The organism is Solirubrobacter soli DSM 22325, assembly GCF_000423665.1.
In the GTDB taxonomy this organism is placed as follows: domain Bacteria; phylum Actinomycetota; class Thermoleophilia; order Solirubrobacterales; family Solirubrobacteraceae; genus Solirubrobacter; species Solirubrobacter soli.
On the sequence record NZ_AUIK01000027.1, the window covers coordinates 42,085 to 67,884 of the forward strand.

A 25,800-nucleotide genomic window follows, 5' to 3' on the forward strand; every position below is an offset into this window, starting at 1 on the left:
ACCCTTTCTTGCGGCGATCTATGGCAGTTGTCCGTTGAGCGCATCTATGTAGCGCTGCGCTGAGCGCTTCACGATGGCCTTCCCGTCCGCTGGGATCACGGTGCCCCACCAGGCACCGTAGATCGTCTCGTAGTCGAAGGGCTCCAGCGCGGCTTCGATCGAGCGGATCTCGGCCTCGGGCAACGGGATGAAGTTCGGGAAGCTGTACATGAAGGAGACCCAGCCGCGGTCCGGGATGACCTGGACGATGTCGCCGGTGAGCAGGTCGTTCCCGCGGTGCAGCACGGTTCCGCCCGCGAAGTGCCCGCCGCAGCGGACGAGCGTCATCCCGTCACCGAGGTCATACGTCGGACCCGACCAGAAATGGAGCTTCGGGTCGTCGCGCATGACCCACTCGCGGTCGTCCTCATGCAGCCAGACCGGGCAGTCGAACGCGTGCGCCCACTCGACCATGGCCGAGTAGTAGTGCGGGTGCGAGATCGCGATCGCGTGCAGGCCGCCGCGCGACTCGACCTCGCGCTCGGTCTCGGCCTCGAGCAGCGTCACGCAGTCCCACAGGATGTTGCCGTCCGAGTGCGGAACGAGCAGCGCGCGCTGCCCGATCGCGAACTTCGGCTCCGTGCCGATCCCGACGAGCTCCCCCTCGTCGCGGATCAGGTTCTTATGTCCCCCGCGCAGCTCGTGCAGCGTCGTCCATTGCTGGCCGTCGAGCCCCACGTATTGGCGGGGGTCGTCGCAGATCGGGCAATCCTCCCGCTCGGCGGCGTACTGGACCCCACAGGTCACGCAGATCGGTAGCGACACGGCGCAATCGTGTCACGGTGGAGCTGTGTCACGTCAGTTCATCGAGGCCAACAGCATCCTCCTCGCCTTCCAGGCGCTGCTCGTCGCCCTCACGGGCGCGGGCATCCCGCCGTGGCTTGACCGGCTCCGGAGCCGCGGCTGGGCGCTGATCCTGCCGGTCTCGATCGCGGGCGTCGTGGCCGGGATCGCGATCTTCCCGCAGCTCGCCGACGGCCTGACGTGGGTCGCGCTCATCCTGATCCCGCCCGGCGCGGTGCTCGCGCTCTCGTGGGCGATCCACGGCGCCCGGCCGTGGATGGGGCTGATCGCCGCCGCGCTGTTCGTGTTCGCCTGGGTCGAGACCGGCACGCTCGCCGGCGACGCGGCCGCGGCGGCCTGCACGGCGCTCTCGGCCGCCACGCTCGGCCGCCTGTTGGCGGGTGGCGTGCCGGTGACCTATCTCAAGCTCGCGATCGTCGCGTTCGCGGTGATCGACGCGATCCTCGTCTTCGGCAACCAGCTCCAGGGCCCGAACGCGGTCCTGAACGCCGCCGTCCCCGCGCCCGGCCTCCCCCAGCTGCAGTACCTCGATCTGCACTACGCGTCGATGGGTTATGGAGACGTGTTCGTCGCCGGCGTGCTCGGCGGGGTACTCGCCACCGAGGGTCGCAAGCAGTGGCCGGTCGCGATCCTCGTGTTCGTGCTGGCGGCGCTGTGGGACTTGCTCTTCCTGCTGGACTCGATCAATACGCTCCCGGCCACCGTGCCGATCGCCGCAGCCCTGATCATCGTCGAGGTCCGCCCATGGCTCACCCGCCGCCGCCCTGGCATCTCTTCGGCGAGCTGATCATCGTCCCGGCGCGCGTCGGGCGCTCGCTGGGCGGGGTGATGCTCGCCAACTACACGTCGGGCACGCTCGTCTACCGCGAGCTGATCGTCTTCTCGCACGCGACCGCGCGCGGGATGGTCGTCAGCCACATCTACGTCGACGACGAGCAGTCGCTCAGCGGCGGGCACGAGATCTGGGGCCTGCCGAAGGAGCTCGCGACCTTCGAGTACACGCGGACGCACTTCGTGGCGCGGCAGGAGACGACGCTGCTCAGCGCGAGCATCCGGAGGCGCCCCGGCGTCATCCCGCTGGTGATCCCCGCGCCGATCGTCTCCGACGCCGGCGCGACGCTCGGCCGCGCGCGGATCAAGGCCGCGCCCGCGCTGGTCACGCTCGACGTCCCGCCGACGAGCCCGTTCGCCCACCTGGGTCTGTCCGGCACCCGCCCCGCCTTGGCGGGCGACGATCTCGCGCTGACGATGCCTGCTCCTAGGCTCTAGCGCAGACCATGCGCAACCACCTTCGCCCCCTCTTCGATCGCGTCGTCGTCAAGGAGCTCGAGCCGGACCGCATCCGCCAATCCGGCCTGCTCGTCCCCGCCGGGACCCACGAGCCGCCGCCGCAGCACGGGATCGTGCTCGACGTCGGCCCCGGCCTGGACTGGTGGGAGGGCGCGAACATCGCGATGCCGGTCAAGCCCGGCGACCACGTGGTCTTCCCCGCGTCCGCGGGCGCGTGGGTGGAGGTCGACGAGGAGCGCCTGCTATGTGCCGCGTCGGCGAGCTGCTCGGCGTGCTCGAAGAGGTGAAGGAGCCCGTCTCCACGTGAGACGCCTCGCCCCTGGGCTCTGGTACTGGACCGCGCGCCACCCGGAGTGGCACCCGCGAACCGAGTTCGGCGCCGAGGTCGGCTGCTAGCTCGCCCACGAGGGCGGGCGGACGATCGTGATCGACCCGCTCCATACACGTGATCTGGGCGAGTACATCGACGGTGACGTCGTGGTCGCGATCACGCTGACGTACCACGTGCGCGACGCCGCCGAGGTCGTGCGCCGGTACGGCGGCGTGGTCAGCGGGCACGAGGACGTCCAGAAGCGGCTGCCGGACGACATCCCCTTCGAGCCGGACGCGGGATTGCGCTGGCACACGATCAGGGCGAGCAAGGAGACGCCGCTGGAGCTGCCGGGCCTGCGGGCGGTCGCGTTCGGCGATCGGTTCGTCGGCGTCGAGGGCGGGCTGCGCTTCTGGATGCAGCGCGAGCCGACCGACGAGCGCCGCGCCTGGTACCGCAGAACGGCCGTCCCGCGGCTCGCGCACCTGCTCGAGATCGACTTCGACCGCGCCCTGGTCACCCACGGCGAGCCGGTCATGAACCACGCCCATCGAGCGCTCGAGGACGCACTGAACGGCGAGCCTTGGTATCACCGCCCGTCATGAGCGATCACGTGTACAAGTCGGTGGAGATCACCGGCTCCTCCACGGAGGGCGTCCAGCAGGCGATCGACACCGCGCTGGCCAAGGCGAAGCAGACGCTCCGCCACATCGACTGGTTCGAGGTCATCGGCACGCGCGGCGGCTTCGACGGCGACACCGTCTACTACCAGGTCACGCTCAAGATCGGCTTCCGTCTGGAGTAGCTGAGAGGCGCCCTGTAGGGCGCCTCCCAACCTCAGGCCCGCGCCGCGTGAGCGCGCCGGGCGTTCCGGCGCGCCTTGCGGGACGTGTCGCCTACGGCGCCTGCTCATGAGGCACGTACGAGTCCGCTGAGTAACGTCCAGGGGGTGGACAACGCCTTCACTGGAGCCGCGCTGGACCGCGCGGGCGACTCCCGCCGCCGCGACCCCGAGTGGATCGCCGCCCAGCAGACGCATCCGGGCGCTCGGGCCGTCGTGGCCGGGGACCGCGGGCTGCGGATCGCGGGCGACCACCTGGAGCTCGTCCCGCTCGCCGAGGTCGAGCGAAGCGGTGACGAGCCCGCCGGGCCGAACGCGGACGGGCGTGCGGACCTCGGGCGAGGCAGGGATTCCTACCCCTACCTGCTCGGCATCGACACGGACGGCCCGCTGTTCGCCGTCGACGAGGATCCGCTGCGCACCGGCCGCGTCCCGATGGTCGGCTCCGGCGGCGTGCGGGGCGAGCCGCCCGTGGACGGGTCCGGCGACCGCATCCCGCTGCGGCAGGCCGCGGCCCGGCTGAGTCTCCAGGAAGGCGGGCTCGCCGCCTACGCGGCGGCGCTGCTCAACTGGCACCGCCGCCACCGCTTCTGCGCGGCGTGTGGTCATGAGAGCGACATCGTCGAGGCCGGCTTGACCCGCGTGTGCCCGAACTGCGGCGCCGAGCACCACCCGCGCACCGACCCCGTCGTGATCATGCTCGTCACCGACGGCGACCGGCTGATGCTGGGGCGCCAGGCGAGCTGGCCGAGCGGGCGCTACTCGGCGCTCGCGGGGTTCGTCGAGCCGGGCGAGTCGCTCGAGGAGGCCGTCGCGCGCGAGGTGCGCGAGGAGGCGGGCGTGATCGTCGGCCGGCCGCGCTACATGGCTTCGCAGCCGTGGCCGTTTCCCGCCAGCCTGATGCTCGGCTTCAGCGCTCCGTACATCAGCGGCGAGCCGGCGATCCACGACGACGAGCTCCAGGACGTGCGCTGGTTCGACCGCGCCGAGATCGAGGAGGCGTCTCATGCGGACGACAGAGACGACTGGGGAACGCCCGGCGATCCGGGCGGTCCGCTGCGGCTTCCGCCCAGCCTGGCGATCGCTCGGCGCCTCATAGATGCGTGGCTAACGGACTGAGGTTGCAGAGCCCGCTTGCCTGGCTTACGCTTCATCTGAAGTGAGCCTGGAGGGGTGGATCTTCATGGTTGGCCTCCGCGTCTTCGACGTCGGGGCTCTTGTCGTGTGGTTGGTGTGGTTCTTCCGCCTGCGTGACGACAACGACGACGATGGGGACGACTTCCGTCGCGGCAAGGGCGATGGGAACGAGCCGGAAGAGCCCTCGTGCGGGCCTGGCGGCCTGCGGCTGCCGCTGCCCGAGTCCCAGCCGTGGCATTCGCGCCGGCGCGACCACGGCGGCGACCGCCGTCCGACGCCGCTCCCGACCCGTCGCACCGCGCCGCACCGCGCCCCGGTTCGCACGCGGCACCGCTGAAACTGTTCCCGCATCGCGAGTACGCCCGTGAACGCGTGGCTCAGCACGCCGCTCGGCTGCCGGTCTTCGGCGCGCCGGTCCCGCTGACGCTCGAGCTGTCCGGCCCGGTCGAGCGCGGCGAAGGTCCGGGTGCGTACCGGGCCGTCGAGGTGGGCGAGCGGCTCGGCCCGCTGTTCGCGACCTACTGGCTGCGGGCGTCCGGCCACGTGCCCGAGAACGCGTGGCTGTTCCTCGACTTCGGTGGCGAGGCGACACTGTGGCGGGACGGCCGGCCCGTCGAGGCGCTGAGCTCCGGCGCCCGGCAGGCGCGGATGTCCGTCCCCGTGCCCGCGGGCGAGCAGGTCTTCGAGCTCGAACTGGCCTGCAATGACCCGTTCGGCTACGGCGAGACCGGCCAGGGGCTCGCGATGCGCTTCGAGCTGCGCGCCTGCCACGCGGCGGCGCGCGACGACGCCGCCTGGCGCACCTTCCACGACCTCGACTTCCTGCTCGCGCTGGAGGCCGTGGCCGAGCCCGAGTGGGCGGGCGAGTTGCTGGCGCGGCTGCACGACTTCACGGTCGACGGCGACCGCGGACACCTCGACGCGCTGCTCGCGCGGCGCTCCGGCGCGCTGCATCGGACGTCGGCGATCGGCCACGCCCACCTCGATACCGCCTGGCTGTGGCCGCTCGAGGAGACCTACCGCAAGCTGATCCGCACGACCACCGCGCAGCTGCGACTGCTCGACGACTATCCGGACCACGTCTTCGCCCACTCGCAGGCGCAGCACTATGCATGGCTGCGGGACCGCGACCCGGACCTCTTCGCGCGGGTGCGCGCCGCGGTCGCCGCGGGCCGCTGGGTCCCGGTCGGCGGCACGTGGATCGAGCCGGACTGCAACCTGCCCTCGGGCGAGTCGCTCGCGCGCCAGTTCCTCTACGGCCAGCGCTTCTTCGAGCGCGAGCTCGGGCGCCGCTGCACGGAGTTCTGGAACCCGGACGTGTTCGGCTACACCGCGCAGCTCCCGCAGCTGATGCGCGAGGCCGGGATCAGCCGCTTCCTGACCCAGAAGCTGTCGTGGAACCGCTTCAACCAGCCCGAGCACCACACGTTCACCTGGCAGGGGCTCGACGGCAGCGAGGTCCTGACCCACTTCCCGCCCGCCGACACCTACAACGCCGAGGCGACGGTCGCCGAGCTCTGGCGCGAGTCCGCGGCCTACAAGGACCACGGTCGCTCGCGCCATTCGCTGCTCGTCTTCGGTCACGGCGACGGCGGCGGCGGACCGACCGACGCGATGCTGGAGCGCTTGAGCCGGGCGCGCGACATCCACGGCCTCCCGCGCTGCGCGATCCGCTCTCCGGTCGCGTTCTTCGATCAGCTCGAAGACGACGCGACCGACCTGCGCACCGTCGTCGGCGAGCTCTACTTCGAGCTGCACCGCGGCACCTACACGTCACAAGCGGCGCTGAAGCGCGGCAACCGGCGCTGCGAGAACGCGCTGCATGACGCGGAGCTGCTCGCGGCGCTGGTGGGCGACGAGTACCCGCGGGAGGAGCTGGCGGGTCTGTGGGAGACCCTGCTGCTCAACCAGTTCCACGACATCCTGCCGGGGTCCTCGATCCGCGAGGTCAACGCCCGCGCGGTGTCCGACCTCGCGACGGTCGAGGTGGGTGCGGACGCGATCAGCGCCCGCGTCCTGGGGCGCGGCGACGTGCCGTTCAACACGCGCGGCTTCGCGCGCCGAGAGGTCGTGGAGCACGACGGCGCGCTCGTGGTGGTCGACGTGCCGCCGTGCGGCGCGGGCGCGATCGTGGCGAGGGGCGACGAGATGGCGGCGGCGGCCAGTGTCGCGGCGGTGGGCGGCGCGGCGGTGGGCGGCGCAGCCGCGGGCGATCGCGCCGCGGCGGTGTGCGTCACACGCCGCGCGGACGGCTCGGTCGAGCTGGCCAACGAGCACCTCCGCGCCGTCATCGCCCCCGACGGGACGGTCGTCTCGCTCGTCGCCGGCGGGCGCGAGGCCCTCTCCGCGCCCGCGAACCGGTTCGAGCTCTACGAGGACCTCCCCACCGCGTGGGACGCGTGGGACGTCGACCCCGCGCACCTCGAGACCCGCGAGGACGTCCCGCCCGCGACCGGGATCGCCGCGCTCAACGAGCACCCGCTGCGCGCCGAGGTCGTCTTCGAGCGCGGCTGGATCGCGCAGACCATCCGGCTCGACGCGGGCTCGCGGCGGCTGGAGTTCGTCACCGACGTCGACTGGCGCTTCGACCACCGCTTCCTCAAGGTCGCGTTCCCGCTGGCCGTCCACGCGCCCGAGGCGACGTACGAGGTCGCGTTCGGCGCCGTCCGCAGCCCGACCCACTACTCGACCCGCGCCGACCTCGCCCGCTACGAGGTCCCCGGCCACCGCTGGGCCGATCTCTCCGAGCACGGGTTCGGCGTCGCCGTCCTCACCGACTCGAAATACGGCTATTCCGCGTTCGGCGACACGCTGCGGATCTCGCTCCTGCGAGCGCCCCGGTCACCGGACCCTGAGGCCGACAAGGGCCTCCACACGTTCACATACGCCCTCCTCCCCCATGCCGGCTCCTGGCAGGACGCGGGCGTCGTCGAGGAGGCGATCGCGCTGAACTCGCCGATCCGCTTCGGCTCCCTCTCCCCCGGATCGCTGGTCGGCGTCAGCGGAGGCCTCGTCCTCGACACCGTCAAACGCGCGGAGGACTCCGGCGCGCTCGTCCTGCGCCTGTACGAGCCGCACGGCGCCCGGGGGGTATGCCGTATACGCCTACCGGGTATCTGCGCCCACCGCGCGAACCTCCTCGAGGAGCCCGGCGAGGCGCTCGAGCGCGAGCGCGACGCCTTCCTGCTGCCCTTCCGGCCCTGGGAGATCGTGACCGTCTACTCGTCCTCGTCGGTGTAGATCTTCACGATCTCGCTCCACTCGCCGGTCTGGCGCTCGTAGTCGGCGAACTCGGCGTCGCTCGCGTCGAGGATCGCGCCGTCGGACTCGACGTAGAGCACGACCCGCTCGCCCTCGAGCTGGTCGAGGTCGGCGTCCGCGTGCTCCTGCGGGTTGACGGCGAAGGCGCGGATGCGGGCAAGCGGGAGCGGGTTCGAGCCGTCGTCGGCGACCCCGGTCAGCAGCAACGCCCACGCGACCGCGAGGACGGCGCTGTCGGTGACCCGCGTGCGGTCCTCGATCCAGCCCACGCCGAGGGCGGTCCCGCCGTTGCCTTCGTCCTCGCCGAAGCCCTCGGTGCGGGCGACGACGAAGAAGTTCGCGTTCTCGCCCAGGTCCGGCGGCCGATACTCCGTGAGGAACTCCGAGGTGATGAGCACGCGCTCTGTCTAGCACTCGACGAGTGTCGGGTTCCGTCGCGCCGGAATCCACGTCATCCTTGTGGGCAATGCCTGACCGCAGCCGATGCCCCAATTGTCGTGAGCCGGTGAGCCCATTCGCCGCCGGGTGCGCCATCTGCGGCGCGGACCTGGACACTAAGCGCTGGGACACCGGGCCCGGCATCGCGAACCGGATCGGCTCGTGGTTCGGCGCGCTCAGCTCCGGGCCCACCAAGGGCGGGATGACGCCCTGGCTGATCGTGTTCCTGATCTTCTTCGGGACCGGCATCCTCAGCACGCTGCTGGCGTTGTTCCTGTAGGGGGCCGTCGGGGGCCCCGCGGGGGAATGAGCGGCGGGGCGATTGCGTTTCGCCCCATATGCGCATCCTTTTCGCCACGACACGCGGCGCCGGGCACGTCGGCCCGCTGGTGCCGTTCGCCCACGCCTGTGTCGCCGCCGGGCACGAGGTCCTCGTCGCCACGGCGCCGTCGGCCGCCGTCCACGTCAAGCGCGCGGGGCTGCCGTTCGCGGCCCTCGACGAGCCCGACGAGGCGATCATGGACGAGGTCTGGGAGCGGGTGCGTGCAGCTCCGAGCACGGTCGACCAGAACGCGATCGTGTTCGAGGAGGTCTTCGCCGGCGAGTTCGCCCGCTCCGCGCTGCCGAAGCTGCTGCAGCTCGCCGATCACTGGCTGCCGGACGTGATCGTTCGCGAGACGTGCGAGTTCGCATCGATCCTGGCGGCCGAGGCGATCGGCGTGCCGGACGTGCACGTGGGCTGCTTCCTCGCGGCGCGCGACGTTCCCCTGCGCACGCCGCTCGCCCGGCTGCGGCGGGAGTTCGGGCTCGCGGTCCCGCTGCGTCGCCGCACCCACGCGCCGTACCTCACGCTCGCCCCGCGCGCGCTCGAGGATCCAAGCGTCCCCGAGTTCCCGGGCACGCGCCGCTTCCGGGCACCGGTCGCGCGGCCGCGGGCGCTCCCGGACTGGTGGGACGGGTCGAGCGCCCCGCTCGTCTACGTCTCCTTCGGCAGCGCGGCGGCGGGCAACGGCTACTTCCCGGACGTCTACCGCGGGGCGATCGACGCCCTCGCCGACCAGCCGGTGCGGGTGCTCCTGACGGTGGGCATGGAGGTCGACCCGGCCGGGCTCGGTGACGTACCTGGCAACGTGCACGTCGAGCCGTGGGTGCCGCAGAGCGCGGTGATGGGGCACGCCGCGGCGATGGTCGGCCACGGCGGCTCGGGCTCGACCCTGGCCGCGATGGCCGCCGGCCTGCCGCTCGCGGTCGTCCCGCTGTTCGCCGACCAGCCCGAGAACGCCCAGCGCGTCGCCGACGTCGGCGCCGGGCTGCGGCTCGACGGCGTCTCCGAGCTCGCCGAGGCCGTGCGCGCGCTGCTCGACGACCCGTCCTACGGCGAGAACGCCCGCGCCGTCGCGGGCGAGATCGCCGCGCTGGAGTCCGTCACTCACGCGGTCGGCCTGTTCGCGGACATCGCCGAAGCGGGTTTGCCGCTCGCGGCGTAGATAAAGGGGTCAGGCCCCTTTAGGGTTTGCGGTGTGAGGGCACAATGAGCGTGTGCGCACCGCTCTGCTCGCCCTCACGGCGTCGCTGCTCCTCGCCGCTCCGGCGCGGGCCGACATCCAGCTGATCGACCCCGCGACCGGCGCGGCGACGACGCTCGTCGCCGACGACTACGTGCGGCTGCTGGGGTCGGTCGGGGACGGGTTCGTCGTCGAGATCGCGCGATCGGGCAATCGGCTGCGGCTGACGACCTCCGGCGCGACCTGGCCGGCGCCGGAGCTCAAGGGCGCCGCTGAGATCGGCCCCGCGGGGCGGACGCTCTGGCGGACCGCGGAGGCCTTCGAGCTCCACGCGCCCGACGGGCGCGTCCTCGGCACGTACCCGCTGCCGCTGTTCTCGTTCTCCGAGCCGGACGTCGCGTGGTCTGCCGACGGAGCGCGGGTGGCGATCGTCGGCGGCGGCCGGCTGCGGGTCGTCGACGCGGTGACGGGCGCCGTGATCGCGGAGCGGCGCGCCGAGGACACCCGGCTGAGCCCGCAGGCGTTCTCACCCGACGCGGCGGCGCTCGCGTACGCCGACGAGCGTGGCGTCGTCCGCTACGACCTCGCGACGGGCGCGGTCACGCGGCTCGGCCGCGCCGACCACGTGGCCTGGAGTCCGCTCGGGCAGCTCGCGCTCGCCCGTGAGCGGAGCATCGCCGTGCTCGGTACGGCGGGCGTGAAGGCGCGCCCCGACTTCTTCTTCCCGCCGCAGTGGAGCCCGGACGGGCGGACGCTCGCCTACGCAGCGCAGTTCAGCCAGGGCGAGTGCTCGGACCCGCTGCTCGGCGTGGCCGTCGCCGCGCCCGGCGGGTCGCCGCGGACGCTGGTCGAGCCGTCCGGCCGCGGGCTGCGCGGCTTCGCCTGGGCCGCCGACGGGCGGCTCGCCGTCGACCGCGAGCCGGACTTCAGCGACAACACTCGCGGCAAGCGGCATCCGTGGCCGAAACGGGTCGCGAGCGAGTACGAGGTGATCGGGCGCGGCGGGAACGCGGCCGTGCGGCGCGTCCTTGAGCGGGTGGCGCGATCGCTGAAGGCGGGCGCCGAGCGCGAGCCGGTCCTCGCCCGCATGCGACGCGACATGGCGCCGATCCAGGACCGCTACGACGTGGACGACACGGTCGTCCGCGACGCGATCGGGAACGAGCTCGACCGCTGGCTGTACGCCGCAGGTTTCGAACCGGTCGAGGCGGCCGACGAGTTCATGTGTTGAGGACGCTGCTGCTCTCCGTCGCCTTGGTCGGGCTCTTTGCGGCGCCCGCCTCCGCGGAGCTCCACGTGGTCGACCCCGTCGCCGGCACGGAGCGCGTCGTGGCCGCGGGCGAGGAGGAACTGCTCGGCTGGAGCGACGACGGCGCCGCCTTGTGGATCCGGAGCGGGCGCCGGGTCCTGCGCGTGGCGGTCGCGGACGGCGCGGCGAGCCACGTCCCCGGCCTCGATGACGCCGAGGCGATCGGGCCCGGCGGCCGCTGGGCGACGGACGGCGAGGTGCACGAGGCCGACGGCCGCGTGACCGCACGGTACGACGTATCGCCCCTCGACGCGGGTGAGCCGCCGCCGGTCGCCTGGTCGCGCGACGGGGCGCGCGTGGCCGTGCTCAGCGCCGAGGAGCCGTTGGCCGCGGATTCGCGGCTGATCGTCTTCGACACCGCGACCGGTGCCGTCCTCGCGCGGCGCAGGGGCGTGGAAGCGATCTCGCCGCAGGCGTTCGCGCCGGACGGGAGCGCGCTGCTCGTCGTCACGCGCAAGGACGTGCTGCGGCTGGCCGTGCCGGGAGCCAAGCTGCTCGAGCGGCGGCGGCTGACGTCCTTCTACGGGCAGGTCGCGGTCTGGAGCGCGACCGGCGCGGTCGCGATCGCCCAGCGCGGTCGGATCGAGGTGGACGGCGGACCGCGGATCGGGGTCGACAACGCCGAGCAGATCGCCTGGAGCGGCGACGGGACGTTCCTCGCCTATCGCTTCTCGACCCCGCGCACGCGCTGCGCCTATCCCCAGAGCGGTCTCGACGCGGTCGCGCCCGGCGAGACGCCGCGCGTCGTGCTCGCGCCGGGCGCCGGGGAGCTGCGCGGCTTCGCGTGGGCGCCGGCCGGGCACGCGTTGGCCGTCGACGTCGAGCCGGCCCCCGCTCCGGCGCCGCGTGGTCAGCGCCACTCGTGGCCGAGGCGGGTCGCGGTCCACTACGGGATGCCGACCCGCGCCGGCGACCGCGCGCTGCGCCGGCTCGTCCTGCGTGCCGCTCGCTCGCTGCGGCGCGACGCGGCGCGCGCCACCGTCCTCGCTCGCGTGCAGAGCGACTACGAGGCGATCGCCGGCCGGTACGGCGAGGCGGCCGACACGGCCGTCCTGGAGCGGCTCGGCCACGAGCTCGACCGCTGGCTGCACGCGGCGGGCTGGGCCCGCCTCGGCTCGCTGCGCGAGATCACCTGCTGAGCTGGCCCGCGTACGGGCCGCGGCCGGTCAGGTTGGCCGCGCCGGCGCGGGCGGCGAACGCGAGCGAGTCCTCGACGCTCCGGTCGGTGCCGAGCCCGTAGGTGAGGCCGGCGGCGAACGTGTCGCCGGCGCCGTAGGCGTCCATCAGCGGGCCGGGGAGCGGCGCCGCCGCGAACGTGCCGCTGCGTCCGCCCTCGCGCCACGTCCCGCCCTCCGAGCCCGCGGTGGTGACGACCAGGCCGACGTCGTAGGCGTCCGGGTCGACCTGCTCGAGCCGGTCCTCGCCGCTGCCCACGAGGGCGTCGATCCGGATGCCGCGCAGGGTCTCGATCGCGCGCGGCGTCGCGATCAGCCGGTCGGCGCGGCGGGCGTGGCGCATCGCGGCGTGGTCGCCGCCGGAGACGAACACCGCGGCGGCGCCGTCGAGCCGGTCCCACGGGAGGTCGTCGGCGCCCTCCGGTGCCAGGCGCTCGCCGACGATCGAGATCGTCCGCTCGCCGTCGTCGGTGAGGTGGACGAAGCCCCAGCGCTGCATCGCGTCGCGGGGCGCGGCGTGGACGCGCACGCCGAGCTCGGTCAGGCGCTCCTGCGAGCGGCGGCCGCGCTCGTCGGTGCCGAGCGCGGTGAAGAAGTCGACGTCGCCGCTCAGCTTGGCCAGCTGGACGGCGGCCACCGCGGCGCTGCCCGCCGCCTCGGAGAACCACGCGGTCGCGTCGATGATCTCGCCCGGCTCGGGCACGTGGGTGAAGCGCCCGAACTCGATCCACTCGACGTGGCCGACGACGGCGAACCGGCTCATCGCGGCACCCTCGGAATGCCCGAAACCGCTCGTCCCCCGGCCGCCGGGCTCCTCATGCGCGAAGCTCCGCCGCGGCGAACTCGTGCATGCCCGCCTCGAAGTCCTCGGTCGCGGTGAACCCGAGCTCGTGGGTCGCCCGCCGCGGTGACGCGAAGACGTGGCGGACGTCGCCGGCGCGCCACTGGCCGGTGACGACGGGCGGCAGCGACGGGTCGACGGCGCGGGCGAGCGCGGCCGCCATGTCCCCCACGCTGCGCGGCGTGCCGGACGCGACGTTGAACGCGCCGGGCACGCCGGCCTCGAGCGCGCGGACGTTGGCGGCGGCGACGTCGCGGACGTGGACGAAGTCGCGCCGCTGGCCGCCGTCCTCGAACACCCGCGGCGGCTTCCCGGCGGCCAGCGAGGAGCGGAAGATGCTGGCGACCCCCGCGTACGGCGTGTCGCGCGGCATCCGCGGGCCGTAGACGTTGTGGTAGCGCAGCGCGGTGACCGTCGCCCCGGTCTCGCGGGCGAAGGCGGCGCAGAGGTGCTCCTGGGCGACCTTGGTCGCCGCGTAGACGTTGCGCGGGTCCAGCGGGGCGTCCTCCGGGACGGACTCGGGGTCGAGCGGGCGCGCGCAGACCGGGCAGGGCGGCTCGAAGCGGCCGGCGTCGAGGTCTTGCGGGCGTCTCGGCCCCGGCCGCACGATGCCGTGCTCGGCGCAGCGGTAGCGGCCCTCGCCGTAGACGACCATGCTCGAGGCCAGGACCAGCGTGCCGGTGAAGCGGCCGGCGGCGAGCGCGCGCAACAGCGTCGCCGTGCCGAGGTCGTTGTGGGAGACGTAGTCGCTGATGTCCGAGAGGTCGACGCCGAGCCCGACCATCGCCGACTGATGGCAGACGGCGTCGACGCCCAGCACGGCGGCGGCGATCGTCTCCGGGTCGCGCACGTCGCCCTCGACGAACTCGGCGCGGGGGTCGAGGTAGCCGGGGCGCTCGCGGTGCGCGGCCTCGAGCAGCGCGTCGAGGACGCGGACCTCGTGGCCCTGGTCGAGCAGCGCGTCGACGATGTGCGAGCCGATGAAGCCGGCGCCGCCGGTGACGAGGATCACGGCGGGCCAGGCTACCGTCTCGCCCCGTGCCCGACGTCATCCTGCCTGTCCTCAACGAGCGCGCCGCGATCCCGTGGGTGCTCGAGCGGATGCCGGCCGGCTATGCGCCGATCGTCGTCGACAACGGGTCGACCGACGGCTCGGGTGAGCTCGCCGCGTCGCTGGGCGCGCGGGTGGTCGTCGAACCGGTGCCCGGGTTCGGAGCCGCCTGCTTCGCCGGATTGACGGCCGCTGAGAGCGACGTCGTGTGCTTCATGGACTGCGACGCCTCGTTCGACCCGCGCGAGCTCCCACGCGTGGCCGACCCGGTGCTGGCCGGCGACGTGGGGCTCATGCTGGGCGCGCGCAAGCCGGTGGCGCGCGGCGCCTGGCCGCTGCACGCGCGGGTGGCGAACGCGGTGCTGGCGGCCGAGTTGCGGCGGCGGACGAAGGTCCCACTGCGCGACCTCGGGCCGATGCGCGCCGCCCCGCGGGAGGCGCTGCTGGCGCTGGGTCTGCGCGACCGCCGCTTCGGCTGGCCGCTCGAGATGGTCCTGCGCGCCTCGGCGGCGGGCTGGACGATCCGCGAGATCGGCGTCTCTTATCACCCGCGCGACGGCAAGTCGAAGGTCACGGGCACCGTCCGCGGGACCGTCAGGGCGATCCGCGATATGACGGATCTCTTACGGTGACGCCCGTTCCATAGTGATCCGCGAGGGCGCCGTGCACGCTACCTCACTGTGCGCCCCGCTCTCATCGTGATCGCCAAGGCACCGGTCCCCGGTCGCGTCAAGACCCGCCTGTGCCCGCCGTGCACGCCGCTCGAGGCCGCCCTCCTGGCGCGCGCCGCCCTGCTGGACACGCTCGCCGCCGCGGCCCGCAGCCGCGCGGGCCGCCGGGTCCTCGCCCTCGATGGCGCGCCCGGAAGCTGGGTCCCGACGGGCTTCGAGGTCATCGCCCAGCGCGGCGAGGGCCTGGCGGAGCGGCTCGCCGCCGCGTTCGCCGACGTGGGTGGGCCCGCGTTCCTGGTCGGCATGGACACGCCGCAGCTGACGCCCGAGCTGCTCGACGAGGGACTCGACGCCGTCGCCGTCGGCGACTCCGCGTTCGGCGTGGCGCTGGACGGCGGGTACTGGGGCATCGGTCTGCGCCGCCCGGACCCGGCCGTGTTCGCCGGCGTCCCGATGAGCACCGCGCGCACCGGCGCAGTCCAACGCGCCCAGATGGCCCTGCTCGGCCTGCGCCCCCGGACCCTCCCCCCGCTCCTCGACGTCGACACCTTCCAGGACGCGCTGGCGGTCGCCGCCGATGCACCGGGGACGCGGTTCGCCGCCGAGGTGGCCGCGGTGATGAGCGACGAGGCGGCCGCATGACCGCGCTGGACGCAGCGGCGGGCGCGACGCTGCCGCAGCGCGGCGCGGCGACGCCGCGGGGCGGCGCGACGATGGCCGGCGCGACGCCGCCGCACGGCGGCGCGGCGACGCCGCCGGCCGCAGGGGCCGCTCCGCGCCACGTCTCGCCCCTCCCCGCGGACCTGCTCTATGGCCGCCTCCTCGCCACGGCGGCGCAGCACGGGCTCTCGCCCCGGGCGGGCATCCGCCTCGCCGACGGGCGCCTGGAGCCGCTCGAGATCGACCGGTGGCTCGCGGACGCCGACGCCGTCGACGAGCAGGTGCTCGCGGGTGTCGAGGCGCCGGTGCTCGACCTCGGCTGCGGGCCGGGGCGGCACCTCGCGGCGCTGGCCGCCGCGGGCAAGCGCGGGCTCGGGGTCGACCTGTCGGCCGTGGCGGTCGAGATCGCGCGCGGGCGTGGCGCGGACGCGATCAACGCGTCGCTGTGGTCGCGGATTCCGGGGCGGTGGCGGACGATCCTGCTGCTCGACGGGAACATCGGGATCGGCGGTGCTCCGACGTTGCTGCTCCGGCGGGCCGGGCAGTTGCTCGCCGCAGGCGGCGCGATCGTCGTCGAGGTCGACCCGCCCGGGTGCCCGACGCAGCGGGTCCGGGTGCGGCTTGAGGCGCCGGGCGTGGTCTCCGAGTGGTTCCGCTGGGCGCGGGTCGGTGTGGACGGCGTCGACGCCGTGGCACGGCGCGCGGGGTTCGCGGTCACCGACGTCCGCGAACTCGCGGGCCGCACGTTCGTGACGCTGCGATGACGCGGCGTGCCGTCCGCCGCCGTCGCGCCGCGATCGCCCCGCCGGGACCGTTTCGCCCCGCCTTCTGGCGATCGCCGCTGCGCGGACCGTGGCTGACTTCGGCGCTCGGGTCGATCCTGCTCGTCCTGATCGCGATCGTCGCGACGACGGGCTTCCTCTCGCACGCCGCGTACATGCCCGACCTCGGCCGCAACGCGATCGTCCCCAAGGGCCGCGACCTGCCGCTGCTGTTCAACTGGCCGACGAGCCCGAGCTGGCTCTACGGCCTGACACAAGGCCTGCACACGAACGTCGGGCTGATCGCGATCCCGTTCCTGCTGGCCAAGCTCTGGTCGGTCATCCCGCGGCTGTTCGTGTTCCCGCGCCCCTCGGAGCTGATCGAGCGCCTCTCGATCGCGCTGCTGGTGTCGAGCGCGGTCTTCGAGCTCGCGACGGGCGTGATGAACGCGCAGTACTGGTACCCGTTCAAGTTCAACTTCGTCGTCGCGCACTACTACGGCGCGATCGTGTTCGTGGCCTCGCTGGCGCTGCACGTGATCGTCAAGCTGCCCGTGATCCGGAAGGCCTACCGCGAGCGGGGCGTGCTCAAGCCGCTGCGCGACGACCTCGCCCACACGAAGCCGGAGCCGACCGGCGATCTCGTGACGCCGAACCCGGCCGCGCCGACGATCAGCCGCCGCGGCCTGTTCGCGTTCGCCGGAGCGGGCGCGGCCACCCTGCTGGTGGCGAACGCCGGCCAGTCGATCGGCGGTCCGCTGCGCAAGGTCGCGTTCCTCGCCCCGCGGCGCGAGGACTTCCCGATCAACAAGCGCGCGGCGCAGGCGGGCGTCACCGAGGCGATGACGGGCGACACGTACCGGCTCGTGCTCACGGTGGGCGACACGGAGGTCGAGCTGAGCCGCGACGACCTGCTGGCGCTCCCGCAGCGCACGGCGACGCTGCCGATCGCCTGCGTCGAGGGCTGGACGACCAAGCAGGAATGGACCGGTGTGCAACTCAAGCTGCTGGCCGCGAAGGCGGGCGCGCCGGGCGCGAGCCAGGTCCTGGTCGAGTCTCTGCAGCCCAAGGGCGTGCTGCGCCAGGCGACGCTCAGCGGCGGCCAGATCGCCGCCGACGACGCGTTGCTGGCGCTCAAGGTCAACGGCGAAGACCTCTCGATGGACCACGGCTTCCCCGCGCGGATCATCGTGCCCGCGCTCCCGGGTGTCCACAACACCAAGTGGGTCGGGCGGATGACGTTCGCATGAGGGCGCTCGCCTACCTGATCTTCCTGCCGCTCGCGGGCTGGGCGCTGCTCACGGTGCTCGACTTCCGCGCCGCCGACAACGTCGTCGTCTGGCTGGTGGCGGCGGTGATCCTCCACGACCTCATCCTGCTGCCCGCCTACTCAGGCCTCGACCGCGTCGCGCGCCGCGCCGCCGGCGACGCGATCAACTACATCCGGATCCCCGGCGGGATCAGCCTGCTGATGCTGCTGGTCTTCTGGAGCACGATCCGCGGCAAGGGAGACGGCGCCTACCACTACGTCAGCGGCGTCCACTACGACGGCTACGGCCAGCGCTGGCTGCTCGTCAGCGCCGGGTTGTTCGCCGTCAGCGGGGCGCTGTATCTCGCACGACGGGGCGGCTCCCGGCGACGTACCGCACGACCGTCCCCGTCCGCTTGAGGCCGATCGTCAGCTCTCCAGCTTCGAACGCGATGGCGTACGGTCCGCCGATCACGGACACGCGGCGGATCAGCTGGAAGCGAGGACGCAGGTGGAAGACCAGCAGCGCGTCCCCCTCGACGTCGGTGACGTAGAGCAGTTGGCCGCCGTCCGTCGCCAGCCCGACCGGCCCGATCCCGGCGCCGGTGCGGCCCAGCCGCTTCAGCGTCCGTGCGTCGTAGACGTCGAGGACGCGCTCGCGCCCGCACAGGACCGCGACCTTCGCGCCCCGGTCGACCAACGCGACCGCGGTCGGCTCCCGACAGGTCGCGACGGCGTCGCCGCCGCGGGTCAGCCGGTCGCGGGCCGGATCGACCGAGAACCCGCCCGCCCGCTGCGCGCCCGGAACGACACCCGCCGGCGCGGGCAGCTCCGCCGCGGGCAGCGAGCCGCAGCCGGCAAGGCACACCAAGAGGACCAGCGGTAGGTGCCGCACGCGTCGAAGATAGTCGCGCCGCTCGGGATGGCGGTGATGGCGGCCACCGTCGTCATCGGATTGTCATTGGATTGGAGCGGCACGCAGCTCGGGGTCCCGCACCCGCCATTCATCGGCGCCTGGGGGCCGCGGGCGAACGTGCTCGAGCTGGTCACGATCCCGTGCTTCGTCGCCGCGGTCGCGCTCGTCCCGCACCTCCTGCGAGCCCGGTGGTTCGGAGTGTGGATCTACGCGACCACCTTGATCCTGCGCGTGACGCTCAACACCGGCCGCGGAGGCACGCACCAGCTCGACCGCGCGCTCTTCGTCGGCCCCAAGGGCGAGGGCAAGAACGAGTACCTGCCGTCGCTCGCCGCCTTCGACCACGGGCCGCGGTTCGTGCTGGACCGCTTCGCGGAGCTGGTGCCGAGCCTGCCCGTGCACAGCGCCGGCCACCCGCCCGGGCTGCTGCTCGTCATGCACTACCTGAGCCTGGACACGTCGCCCCGGCTCACCGCGTTCATCCTCTTCGTCGGCGCCGCGAGCGCGCCGCTGACCTACGTCCTGGCGCGCCGCCTGTTCGACGAGCCCACCGCGAGAGTCGCCGGCCTGCTCGCCGCGTTCGCGCCCGCGATGCTGCACTTCGGCGCCACCAGCGCCGACGCGGTCTACCTCACGCTCGGCCTGCTCGCGGCGATCCCGCTCGTGTCGGGGAGGCCGATCCTCGGCGCGCTCGCCCTCGCCGTCGTCAGCCTGTTCGCGTGGTCGCTGCTCGCCGTCGCCGCGTGGGCGACGCTGCTGGTGTGGGCCAAGGACGGGTTCAGAGCCGCGGTCAAGCTCGGCCTGATCACCGGCGCGATCCTGCTCGCCTTCCACGCCGCCTTCGCCGCGGCGACCGGCTTCGACCCCCTCGGCACGCTCCAGGCCACGCACCAGGTCTACGACATCGGGATCGCGAGCCGCCGCCCGTACGCCTACTGGCTCTTCGGCTCCCCCACCGCGTTCCTGCTGATCCTCGGCGTCCCGATCGCGTGGCTCGCGCTGCGCTCCCTCGGCGAGCGCGCGCCGCACGCACTCGCCATCGCGGCCGTGATCGCGATCTCGTGCATCCTCGGCTTCACCAAGGCCGAGACCGAGCGGATCTGGCTCTTCCTGGCGCCGCTGGTGATCCTCTGCGCCGCGCCGCTCGTGCGCCGCCCGCAGCTGCTGATCGCCCTGCTCGCGACGCAGGCCGTCGTCTACGAGCTGCTCTTCGACACCTTGTGGTGAGCGACCTTCGGCGCGCGTCCGAAGAGCAGCTGCGCGTCGCGCCACAGCGTCCAGTTCGCCACGTAGGCGTCGTCGAGCGAGTCGGCGTCGCAGCCGTCGCCACCGCGCTGGGCGGGGCCCGTAAGGCCCGGCGCCATCAGCCGCCGCGGCCCCGTGTAGCCCGAGCCGGTGCCCGGCGGGAGCGCGCGCGGGCCGACGAAGCTCACGCGCCCGCGCAGGACCGACAGCAGCACCGGGAGCTCACGCGCGCCGATCCGCTCGAGCCCGCGGCCGAACGCGCCGCCCGGCAGCTCGCCGAAGCGCACGAGCACGACCGAACGCCCGTTGCGCCCCAGTCGCTCACGCTTCTCGAACCAGCGGTTGCCCGCGAACGCCATCAGCAGCACGACGACGATCACCAGGGGGAGCAGCGCGACCAGCATCACGAGCGCGAGAACGACGTCGCACACTCGCTTCAGCGCGAGCGAAATGCGGGCACGCGGGCGCCCGAGCCGTTGCGCGGCTCGTGCGACGTCCGGTGACCGGTCTTCTTGGCGCTCCATCGCTTGGGTCGACACAGCCCTCTCCCCCTAGGGGTACACAGTGGTTATCTCAGATCGACCCTTCTGTAGGAAGCAGAAACCGACATATGTTCGGTGTCTACCGAGAATCTGACCGCAATGGACGCAACTCTTCGGCATACGACATTGCATGTCGTCGAAGTTCTCCGCCCGGGAGGATCTCGTAGGCGCCCATCCGCCACAACGGTGGCGAATAGGCGTGGATCGTCACCGCCGGAGCGTCGCCCGTGTGGCGCACACGGTGGATGTCGGCGGCGCTGAAGCTGAACGCCTGGCCCTCGCCGAACGTGCGTGTGACCGGCGGACCACCCAGTGCGAGGCGGTCCTCGGCGACCTCGCCCTGCACGACCGCGACCGCCCCGCCGGACAGGTCGTGATCGTGGAACCCGGTGTCCTGGTCGTCCATCCAACAGATCAGCCACACCGCGACGTCGTCGTCGCGGCGCAGCTCCTCGTAGTGCCGCTGGTCGGCCGAGTGCTGGACGAGGTGCTCCCAGACCGCCGGGTCGGCGGCGAGGTCGCGGACGAGGGACTCCAGGGCGGAGCCGTCGAGCTCTGTCATACGAAGCGCTCCGGGTTGGTGACGTAGAGGGCGTGCTCGGCCGCGGGGCCGAGCTGGGACAAGACGTGCGGCTCGACGACCGGGCGATCGGAGCCGTAGAGCAGCCGGTCGACGCCCACCACGCGCAGCATCGCGTCGATCGCGCGCGGTCCATACGACGAGGTATCGAACGCGGTCAGCGGGTCATGAACCGCTTCAGCGGGGCCGCCGCGGGCGGCGAGCCGCTCGGCGTGCAGCGGCGCGAGCCCGGCGAGCATGGCGAAGATCACACGCAGGTTCGGGTGCGCCGGCCTCCCCCACTGCGCCCACGCGTGCCAGGCGGTCGACATCTCGGCGACGTACGACGTCAGCGCGGGAAACCAGGCGGGCGAGCCGGACGCGGGACCGGGATGGATGAACAGCGGGCGGTCGCCGAGCGCCTCGAGCGCCGGACCGAGCCTCTCGATGCCCGCGGGCCCGCTCAGCGCGCCCGCGGGCAGGGAGAGACCGACGGCGCCCGCGTCGAGCAACGCGCGCACGCGCTCGCCTGAGGGGTCGGCGAGCACGAGCGCGGCCCACAGCTCGAACGGTGCGCCGAGCTCGCGCACGCCCCGGTGGTAGTCGTCCAGCAGCACTTCGGCGTCCGGCAGCCACTCGATGCCGAGCGGCGAGGACGGCGCGACGATGATCCGCTGCGCTGGGTCGCTCGCCGCGCGCGCCGCCGGATCGTGGTCGCGCGGGTCGAACGGCGCCGGAGCGTCACCGGAGAGCTCGAGCAGCCAGCCGCGTCCGTCGCGGCGCAGGCGGGGAGGGACCGCGCGCCGCGCCAGGGAGGAGAGCAGGGCATCCGGCCACAGGTGCTGGTGGATGTCTACGCGGCGCGCGGTCACGCCGGAGAGGATACACGACTAAATCGGTCGAGTATCAGGTATTTGTGGCAGCGTGCCCTCGACGCGGGTCCTGTCGGCCCCGTCGAGCTCGACTTTCCAGATCGGCGCCTCGGCCTTGACGCGGTCGATCAGGGCGCGCGCGCCGGCGAACGCCTCGCCCCGGTGACCGGCGCTGGCGGCGACGATCACGCTCGGCTCCGACAACGGCACGCGGCCGGTCCGGTGGACCAGCGCGACGGCGCACAGCCCGTGCCGCTCGGCCTCCTCGGCGCCGATCGCCCGCAGCTTGGACAGCGCCATCTCCGCGTAGGCCTCGTAGTCGAGCGCCTCGACGTCGCGGGTGACGCCCTCGAAGACCACGACCGCGCCGGCGCGGGAGTCGCGCACCGCCGCGGAGACGGTCGCCAGGTCGAGCGGCTGGTCGGTGACCTCGACGAGCCGCACCACGGACGCACCGCCGCTGACGGGCGGGATCAGGGCGACCTGGTGCCCGGGCAGGACCGGCTCGTCCGGCGACGCGTATTCCATGTCGAGCGCGACGATGCACTGCCCCGGCAACAGGTCCATCGCGGCCAGCACGTCGCCCGCGCGCGCGTCGTCGGGCAGCTCGAGCTCGACGTGATCGGCGCCCGCGCGCTCGCGGAGACCGGCGAATAGTCGAACCGTGATCAGCACTCCCCGTACCATACGAAGTGTGGACGGTGCACTGACTCACCTCGACGCCTCAGGCAACGCCCGGATGGTCGACGTGTCCGAGAAATCCGAGACCTCCCGCTGGGCGCGGGCGCGCGCGGTCGTGCGGATGTCGCCTGAGACCGCGCAGCGGGTCGCCGCCGGGGACGCGCCGAAGGGCGACGTGCTGACCGTCGCCCGGCTCGCGGCGATCCAGGCCGCCAAGCGCACGGACGAGCTGATTCCGCTCGCGCACTCGCTCCCGCTCAGCCACGTCGAGGTCGACGCCGACGTCGATCCCGACGCCGGGACGGTGACGCTGGTCTGCGAGGCGCGCGTCGCCGCCCGCACCGGCGTCGAGATGGAGGCGATGGTCGCCTGCAGCGTGGGCGCGCTCGCGATCTACGACATGGTCAAGGGGATCGAGCAGGGCGTCGTGATCGAGCGCGTCGAGCTGCTCGACAAGACCGGCGGGAAATCGGACTTCCATCGATGAGACCGCAACTCGTCGACGGCCACGGGCGCGACATCGGCGACGTCCGCATCTCGGTCACCGACCGCTGCAACTTCCGCTGCCAGTACTGCATGCCGGCCGAGGGCCTCCCCTGGCTGGACCGCGACGCGATCCTCACCTACGAGGAGATCGCCCGCCTGGCGGGACTGCTGGCGAGCATGGGCGTCCACGACGTGCGGCTGACCGGCGGCGAGCCGCTCGCCCGCCGCGAGCTCTGGAAGCTCGTGGAGCTGTTGAGCGCCGACGAGCAGATCCACGACCTGTCGCTCACCACCAACGGCTACCTGCTCGAGCGCCAGGTGGAGCAGCTGGTGAAGGCCGGCCTGCGCCGCGTGAACGTCTCGCTGGACGCGCTCGCGCCCGACCGCTTCTTCCAGCTCACCCGCCGCAACTCGCTCAAGCAGGTCCTCGAGGGCCTGGCGGCGGCGGAGAAGTACCCGGAGCTGCGCCCGATCAAGGTCAACGTCGTCGCGCTCAAGGACTTCACCGAGGACGAGGTCGTGCGCTTCGCGGAGTTCGCCCGCAAGCACCCGTACGAGGTCCGCTTCATCGAGTTCATGCCGCTCGACGCCGACCACTCGTGGTCGCGCGACCGCGTGCTGCCCAACGCCGAGGTCCGCCGGCTGATCCACGCCGCGTACCCGCTCAAGGACCTGGGTCGCGAGCGCCACGGCACCTCGCGCCGCTGGGAGTTCGAGGACGGCCAGGGGTCGATCGGCTTCATCTCCCCCGTGTCCGAGCCCTTCTGCGGCGACTGCAACCGGATCCGGGTCACCGCAGAGGGCAAGCTGCGCACCTGCCTGTTCTCGATGACCGAGACCGACCTGCGCGGCCCGCTGCGCGCCGGCGCCTCCGACGACGAGCTCGAGAAGATCATCCGTGCCGCCGTTTGGGAGAAGGAGCTCAAGCACCACGTCAACGACGAGGGCTTCGTGCAGCCGCTGCGGACGATGTCCCAGATCGGTGGATGAAAGACTTTTCTGAAGCGCTGGCGCTCGTCCTTGACGGGATCGAGCCGGTCGAGACCGAGATCGTCGGCCTGCACGACGCGATCGGGCGCGTCATCGCCGCCGAGGCGCTGGCGGGCATCGACCTGCCGCCGTTCGACCGGACCGCGATGGACGGCTACGCGGTCCGCGCGCAGGACGTCTCCCCCGGCGCCGAGCTGCGCGTGATCGGCGACCTGGCGGCGGGCGGCGGGAGCGTCACCCTGGGGCCCGGGACCGCCGCGCGGATCTCCACCGGCGCCGCGATCCCGCCCGGCGCCGACGCGATCCTCCGCGTCGAGGACGCCGACGTGCGCGACGGCACCGTGATCGCCACCGCGGGGGTCGCCCTCGGCCAGCACGTGCGCCGCCGCGCCGAGGACGTCCACGCGGGCGACGTGCTCGCGCTCCCTGGGGACGTCCTGACCGTGCCGCGCCTGTCCGCCCTCGCCTCGGCGGGTGTCGCGACGGTGCGCGTGCCCCGTCCCCCGCGCGTCGACCTGATCGTCACCGGCAGCGAGCTGCTGCCCCCGGGCGCGCCCCACGAGCCCGGCAAGATCTACGAGTCCAACTCGCTCGTGGTGGGCGCGATGGTCGAGGCCGCGGGCGCGCGGCTCGTCCAGCATCCGTCGGTGATCGACGACTTCGAGACGACCCGCGCAGCCATCGAGGCCGGTCTCGAAGGCGACGTGCTGGTCGTCTCGGGCGGCGTCTCGGTCGGCCCGCACGACCACGTCAAGCCCGCGTTCGAGGCGTGCGGGGTCGACGAGGTCTTCTGGCGGGTGCGGATCAAGCCGGGCAAGCCGCTGTGGTTCGGCCGCCGTGGGAAGACCCTCGTCTTCGGCCTCCCGGGCAATCCGCTCTCGGCGATCGTCTGCACGGCGCTGTTCGTCCTGCCCGCGCTGCGCCGCCTGCGCGGCGAGTCGGACCCCGGCCCGCGCTTCGACCGCGGCCGCCTCGGCGAGTCCGCCGGCCCGAGCGACAACCGCACGACGTTCCTGATCTCCAAGCTCGTGCCCGGCTTGGACGGCGTGCTCGAGGCCTGGCCGACGGAGCGCCAGGGCTCGCACATGACCGGCGCGCTCGGCGAGAGCGACGGGTTCGCGGTCGCCCCGCACGGCTCCGGCGCGCTCCCGGCCGGCGCCGAAGTGGACCTCCTGCGCGTCTAGCGCGCCTCGATCACGCTGACCGGGCCTGCCGGGGTCTCGCCGACGACCGTGTAGCCGGCGGCGTCCAGCAGCGCCGCGTACTCGTCCTGGGTCCGCTCGCGCCCGCCCGTTCCGACGAGCATGTTGAGGTCCGAGAGCTTCCCCGCGGGTTCGGTGTTGGGTGGCCCGAGTTGCCGCTCGACGATCAGGACCGCCGCGCCCGGGGACGCCGCCTGCCGGATGCTGCGCAGGATCGCGATCGCCGGCGCGTCGTCCCAATCGTGCAGGATCGACTTGAGGACGTACGCGTCCGCCCCTTCCGGGACGCGCTCGAAGAAGTCGCCGCCGACGACGTCGCAGCGTTCGCCGGGCTGAGCGCCCGCGACGACCCCCGGCTGATCGAAGAGGATGCCGCGCGCATCCGGGTGGCGCGCCAGGATCGCGGACAGCAGCGCGCCGCGGCCGCCGCCGACGTCCACGATCACCGAGTAGCCGCTGAAGTCGTGGGCGTCGAGCACCCCGGCGGTGACCCGGCGCGACAGGGCGGTCATGGCGGCGTCGAAGACCCCGCCCTCCTCGGGATGCTCAGCCCGGTAGGTCCAGGTGTCGACGCCGTGCACCGCCCGGAACGCCGTCTCACCCGTGCGGACGCTGTGCAGCAGGTGCGACCAGGCGGCGAAGTGGTACGGCCGGCCCACGAACGCCGCCCACCCCGCGGGCGAGTCCGGCGCGTCGCTCCGCAGTCCCTCGCCGAGCGCGGTCAGCGCGAACCGGCGCTCGGCGTCCTCATGGAGGATCCCGACGGCGGCCAGCGCGCGAAGAAGCCGGTACAGCGACGGCGGGTGCGCGTCCGTCGCCGCGGCAAGGTCGTCGGCGGTGAGCGCCCTCTGCGCCAATCGGTCAGGGACACCGAGCGTGACGGCGACGTGGATCGCTTGCGTCACCTGGTAGCCGTTGATCAGGCGCAGGAGGTCGTCCATGACGCGGACGTTATTGCCAGCGAG

General features: G+C 73.2%; 31 protein-coding genes. 21 read left to right on the forward strand and 10 right to left on the reverse strand.

The window, feature by feature from the left end; genetic code table 11:
* Window positions 1-18 precede the first annotated feature (18 nt).
* Window positions 19-804, reverse strand: a complete 786-nt coding sequence (locus tag G569_RS50460; protein ID WP_037498175.1) for an MBL fold metallo-hydrolase — start codon at window positions 802-804, stop codon at window positions 19-21.
* A gap of 25 nt (window positions 805-829) precedes the next feature.
* On the opposite strand from G569_RS50460, the gene G569_RS0121790 reads away from it, so the two are divergent.
* The 8 genes from G569_RS0121790 to G569_RS50480 all read left to right on the forward strand — a co-directional run bounded on the left by G569_RS0121790 (window position 830) and on the right by G569_RS50480 (window position 7,661).
* Window positions 830-1,630, forward strand: a complete 801-nt coding sequence (locus G569_RS0121790) for a hypothetical protein (RefSeq protein WP_028064997.1) — start codon at window positions 830-832, stop codon at window positions 1,628-1,630.
* The gene (locus tag G569_RS58615) at window positions 1,588-2,112 is read left to right on the forward strand and encodes an acetoacetate decarboxylase family protein (protein WP_053226777.1); all 525 of its coding nucleotides are present in this window, start codon (window positions 1,588-1,590) and stop codon (window positions 2,110-2,112) included. Before G569_RS0121790 ends, G569_RS58615 begins: the two co-directional genes overlap by 43 nt.
* 8 nt (window positions 2,113-2,120) lie before the next feature.
* Window positions 2,121-2,420, forward strand: coding sequence for a co-chaperone GroES (locus tag G569_RS50470; RefSeq protein WP_064750416.1), 300 nt, complete (start codon window positions 2,121-2,123; stop codon window positions 2,418-2,420).
* Window positions 2,421-2,556: 136 nt separating this feature from the next.
* Window positions 2,557-3,048, forward strand: coding sequence for a hypothetical protein (locus G569_RS0121805; protein ID WP_028064998.1), 492 nt, complete (start codon window positions 2,557-2,559; stop codon window positions 3,046-3,048).
* The gene (locus tag G569_RS0121810; RefSeq protein ID WP_028064999.1) at window positions 3,045-3,248 is read left to right on the forward strand and encodes a dodecin; all 204 of its coding nucleotides are present in this window, start codon (window positions 3,045-3,047) and stop codon (window positions 3,246-3,248) included. The genes G569_RS0121805 and G569_RS0121810 overlap by 4 nt, the downstream gene beginning before the upstream one ends.
* 144 nt (window positions 3,249-3,392) lie before the next feature.
* Window positions 3,393-4,403, forward strand: coding sequence for an NAD(+) diphosphatase (nudC, locus tag G569_RS50475; protein ID WP_037498178.1), 1,011 nt, complete (start codon window positions 3,393-3,395; stop codon window positions 4,401-4,403).
* 40 nt (window positions 4,404-4,443) lie between these two features.
* Window positions 4,444-4,758 carry a hypothetical protein gene (locus G569_RS0121820; RefSeq protein ID WP_028065000.1) on the forward strand — a complete coding sequence of 105 codons (315 nt, stop codon included), beginning with the start codon at window positions 4,444-4,446 and terminating at the stop codon, window positions 4,756-4,758.
* A 35-nt stretch (window positions 4,759-4,793) separates the two neighbouring features.
* On the forward strand, window positions 4,794-7,661 hold the full coding sequence (locus tag G569_RS50480; protein WP_053226778.1) for an alpha-mannosidase: 2,868 nt from the start codon (window positions 4,794-4,796) through the stop codon (window positions 7,659-7,661).
* Here the strand turns inward: G569_RS50480 and G569_RS0121830 are convergent.
* Window positions 7,640-8,080, reverse strand: a complete 441-nt coding sequence (locus tag G569_RS0121830; RefSeq protein WP_028065001.1) for a hypothetical protein — start codon at window positions 8,078-8,080, stop codon at window positions 7,640-7,642. The genes G569_RS50480 and G569_RS0121830 overlap by 22 nt on opposite strands.
* Before the next feature lie 107 nt (window positions 8,081-8,187).
* Between G569_RS0121830 and G569_RS0121835 the strand changes: the two genes are divergently transcribed.
* The 4 genes from G569_RS0121835 to G569_RS0121850 are packed head-to-tail and all read left to right on the forward strand — an operon-like array spanning window position 8,188 to window position 12,073.
* On the forward strand, window positions 8,188-8,400 hold the full coding sequence (locus G569_RS0121835; RefSeq protein ID WP_028065002.1) for a hypothetical protein: 213 nt from the start codon (window positions 8,188-8,190) through the stop codon (window positions 8,398-8,400).
* A 58-nt stretch (window positions 8,401-8,458) separates the two neighbouring features.
* The gene (locus tag G569_RS50485) at window positions 8,459-9,607 is read left to right on the forward strand and encodes a glycosyltransferase (RefSeq protein ID WP_053226779.1); all 1,149 of its coding nucleotides are present in this window, start codon (window positions 8,459-8,461) and stop codon (window positions 9,605-9,607) included.
* A 52-nt stretch (window positions 9,608-9,659) separates the two neighbouring features.
* On the forward strand, window positions 9,660-10,856 hold the full coding sequence (locus tag G569_RS0121845; RefSeq protein WP_028065003.1) for a TolB family protein: 1,197 nt from the start codon (window positions 9,660-9,662) through the stop codon (window positions 10,854-10,856).
* Window positions 10,853-12,073, forward strand: a complete 1,221-nt coding sequence (locus tag G569_RS0121850; protein WP_028065004.1) for an SMP-30/gluconolactonase/LRE family protein — start codon at window positions 10,853-10,855, stop codon at window positions 12,071-12,073. The genes G569_RS0121845 and G569_RS0121850 overlap by 4 nt, the downstream gene beginning before the upstream one ends.
* Here the strand turns inward: G569_RS0121850 and G569_RS0121855 are convergent.
* Window positions 12,063-12,872: a PfkB family carbohydrate kinase gene (locus G569_RS0121855; protein ID WP_028065005.1), complete on the reverse strand. Its 810-nt coding sequence runs from the start codon at window positions 12,870-12,872 to the stop codon at window positions 12,063-12,065. The genes G569_RS0121850 and G569_RS0121855 overlap by 11 nt on opposite strands.
* 52 nt (window positions 12,873-12,924) lie before the next feature.
* A complete protein-coding gene (locus G569_RS0121860) occupies window positions 12,925-13,962 on the reverse strand; it encodes an NAD-dependent epimerase/dehydratase family protein (protein ID WP_028065006.1) in 1,038 nt (345 codons plus the stop codon).
* 26 nt (window positions 13,963-13,988) lie between these two features.
* Between G569_RS0121860 and G569_RS0121865 the strand changes: the two genes are divergently transcribed.
* From G569_RS0121865 to G569_RS50500, 5 genes are read left to right on the forward strand one after another with little or no spacing between them, the layout of a single operon-like run.
* Complete coding sequence (locus tag G569_RS0121865; RefSeq protein WP_028065007.1) at window positions 13,989-14,633, forward strand: glycosyltransferase family 2 protein; 645 nt, start codon at window positions 13,989-13,991, stop codon at window positions 14,631-14,633.
* Between the two features lie 48 nt (window positions 14,634-14,681).
* Window positions 14,682-15,314 carry a TIGR04282 family arsenosugar biosynthesis glycosyltransferase gene (locus G569_RS50490; RefSeq protein ID WP_037498182.1) on the forward strand — a complete coding sequence of 211 codons (633 nt, stop codon included), beginning with the start codon at window positions 14,682-14,684 and terminating at the stop codon, window positions 15,312-15,314.
* Window positions 15,311-16,096 carry a methyltransferase domain-containing protein gene (locus G569_RS50495; RefSeq protein WP_053226780.1) on the forward strand — a complete coding sequence of 262 codons (786 nt, stop codon included), beginning with the start codon at window positions 15,311-15,313 and terminating at the stop codon, window positions 16,094-16,096. Before G569_RS50490 ends, G569_RS50495 begins: the two co-directional genes overlap by 4 nt.
* The gene (locus G569_RS0121880) at window positions 16,093-17,343 is read left to right on the forward strand and encodes a molybdopterin-dependent oxidoreductase (RefSeq protein ID WP_053226781.1); all 1,251 of its coding nucleotides are present in this window, start codon (window positions 16,093-16,095) and stop codon (window positions 17,341-17,343) included. The genes G569_RS50495 and G569_RS0121880 overlap by 4 nt, the downstream gene beginning before the upstream one ends.
* Window positions 17,340-17,762, forward strand: a complete 423-nt coding sequence (locus tag G569_RS50500; protein WP_037498184.1) for a hypothetical protein — start codon at window positions 17,340-17,342, stop codon at window positions 17,760-17,762. The genes G569_RS0121880 and G569_RS50500 overlap by 4 nt, the downstream gene beginning before the upstream one ends.
* Here the strand turns inward: G569_RS50500 and G569_RS0121890 are convergent.
* Complete coding sequence (locus G569_RS0121890; RefSeq protein ID WP_028065009.1) at window positions 17,689-18,237, reverse strand: YncE family protein; 549 nt, start codon at window positions 18,235-18,237, stop codon at window positions 17,689-17,691. The two genes, G569_RS50500 and G569_RS0121890, sit on opposite strands and share 74 nt — an antisense overlap.
* A gap of 36 nt (window positions 18,238-18,273) precedes the next feature.
* On the opposite strand from G569_RS0121890, the gene G569_RS0121895 reads away from it, so the two are divergent.
* Entirely contained in the window at window positions 18,274-19,485 is a 1,212-nt protein-coding gene (locus G569_RS0121895) for a hypothetical protein (protein ID WP_157592212.1), read from the forward strand.
* Here the strand turns inward: G569_RS0121895 and G569_RS58620 are convergent.
* The 4 genes from G569_RS58620 to G569_RS50520 form a co-directional block, all read right to left on the reverse strand.
* On the reverse strand, window positions 19,455-20,027 hold the full coding sequence (locus G569_RS58620) for a sugar transferase (RefSeq protein WP_084285353.1): 573 nt from the start codon (window positions 20,025-20,027) through the stop codon (window positions 19,455-19,457). The genes G569_RS0121895 and G569_RS58620 overlap by 31 nt on opposite strands.
* Before the next feature lie 97 nt (window positions 20,028-20,124).
* On the reverse strand, window positions 20,125-20,607 hold the full coding sequence (locus G569_RS50515; protein WP_037498192.1) for a cysteine dioxygenase: 483 nt from the start codon (window positions 20,605-20,607) through the stop codon (window positions 20,125-20,127).
* Window positions 20,604-21,476, reverse strand: coding sequence for an amidohydrolase family protein (locus tag G569_RS0121910; protein WP_037498193.1), 873 nt, complete (start codon window positions 21,474-21,476; stop codon window positions 20,604-20,606). Before G569_RS0121910 ends, G569_RS50515 begins: the two co-directional genes overlap by 4 nt.
* 18 nt (window positions 21,477-21,494) lie before the next feature.
* Window positions 21,495-22,151 (reverse strand): molybdenum cofactor biosynthesis protein, encoded by a 657-nt coding sequence (locus G569_RS50520; RefSeq protein WP_053226783.1) that lies wholly within the window; start codon window positions 22,149-22,151, stop codon window positions 21,495-21,497.
* A 19-nt stretch (window positions 22,152-22,170) separates the two neighbouring features.
* Here G569_RS50520 and moaC point away from each other — a divergent pair, with 19 nt between their 5' ends.
* Genes moaC through G569_RS0121930 form a run of 3 tightly spaced genes read left to right on the forward strand, consistent with a single transcriptional unit; the run spans window position 22,171 to window position 24,817 of the window.
* Window positions 22,171-22,644 carry a cyclic pyranopterin monophosphate synthase MoaC gene (moaC, locus tag G569_RS0121920; protein ID WP_028065012.1) on the forward strand — a complete coding sequence of 158 codons (474 nt, stop codon included), beginning with the start codon at window positions 22,171-22,173 and terminating at the stop codon, window positions 22,642-22,644.
* Window positions 22,641-23,633, forward strand: a complete 993-nt coding sequence (gene moaA / locus G569_RS0121925; protein ID WP_028065013.1) for a GTP 3',8-cyclase MoaA — start codon at window positions 22,641-22,643, stop codon at window positions 23,631-23,633. The genes moaC and moaA overlap by 4 nt, the downstream gene beginning before the upstream one ends.
* Window positions 23,630-24,817: a molybdopterin molybdotransferase MoeA gene (locus G569_RS0121930; protein ID WP_028065014.1), complete on the forward strand. Its 1,188-nt coding sequence runs from the start codon at window positions 23,630-23,632 to the stop codon at window positions 24,815-24,817. The genes moaA and G569_RS0121930 overlap by 4 nt, the downstream gene beginning before the upstream one ends.
* Here G569_RS0121930 and G569_RS0121935 read toward each other — a convergent pair.
* Window positions 24,814-25,776 carry a methyltransferase gene (locus tag G569_RS0121935; RefSeq protein ID WP_028065015.1) on the reverse strand — a complete coding sequence of 321 codons (963 nt, stop codon included), beginning with the start codon at window positions 25,774-25,776 and terminating at the stop codon, window positions 24,814-24,816. The genes G569_RS0121930 and G569_RS0121935 overlap by 4 nt on opposite strands.
* Window positions 25,777-25,800: the final 24 nt, after the last annotated feature.

Bases quoted from the DNA above. Each gene is read 5' to 3' on its own strand.
- G569_RS58615 (WP_053226777.1), top strand. From the start codon at position 1,588: ATGGCTCACCCGCCGCCGCCCTGGCATCTCTTCGGCGAGCTGATCATC.
- G569_RS50470 (WP_064750416.1), top strand. From the start codon at position 2,121: ATGCGCAACCACCTTCGCCCCCTCTTCGATCGCGTCGTCGTCAAGGAG.
- G569_RS0121810 (WP_028064999.1), top strand. From the start codon at position 3,045: ATGAGCGATCACGTGTACAAGTCGGTGGAGATCACCGGCTCCTCCACG.
- G569_RS50485 (WP_053226779.1), top strand. From the start codon at position 8,459: ATGCGCATCCTTTTCGCCACGACACGCGGCGCCGGGCACGTCGGCCCG.
- G569_RS0121855 (WP_028065005.1), bottom strand. From the start codon at position 12,872: ATGAGCCGGTTCGCCGTCGTCGGCCACGTCGAGTGGATCGAGTTCGGG.
- G569_RS50495 (WP_053226780.1), top strand. From the start codon at position 15,311: ATGACCGCGCTGGACGCAGCGGCGGGCGCGACGCTGCCGCAGCGCGGC.
- G569_RS0121880 (WP_053226781.1), top strand. From the start codon at position 16,093: ATGACGCGGCGTGCCGTCCGCCGCCGTCGCGCCGCGATCGCCCCGCCG.
- G569_RS50500 (WP_037498184.1), top strand. From the start codon at position 17,340: ATGAGGGCGCTCGCCTACCTGATCTTCCTGCCGCTCGCGGGCTGGGCG.
- G569_RS0121895 (WP_157592212.1), top strand. From the start codon at position 18,274: ATGGCGGCCACCGTCGTCATCGGATTGTCATTGGATTGGAGCGGCACG.
- G569_RS58620 (WP_084285353.1), bottom strand. From the start codon at position 20,027: ATGGAGCGCCAAGAAGACCGGTCACCGGACGTCGCACGAGCCGCGCAA.
- G569_RS50515 (WP_037498192.1), bottom strand. From the start codon at position 20,607: ATGACAGAGCTCGACGGCTCCGCCCTGGAGTCCCTCGTCCGCGACCTC.
- moaA (WP_028065013.1), top strand. From the start codon at position 22,641: ATGAGACCGCAACTCGTCGACGGCCACGGGCGCGACATCGGCGACGTC.
- G569_RS0121930 (WP_028065014.1), top strand. From the start codon at position 23,630: ATGAAAGACTTTTCTGAAGCGCTGGCGCTCGTCCTTGACGGGATCGAG.
- G569_RS0121935 (WP_028065015.1), bottom strand. From the start codon at position 25,776: ATGGACGACCTCCTGCGCCTGATCAACGGCTACCAGGTGACGCAAGCG.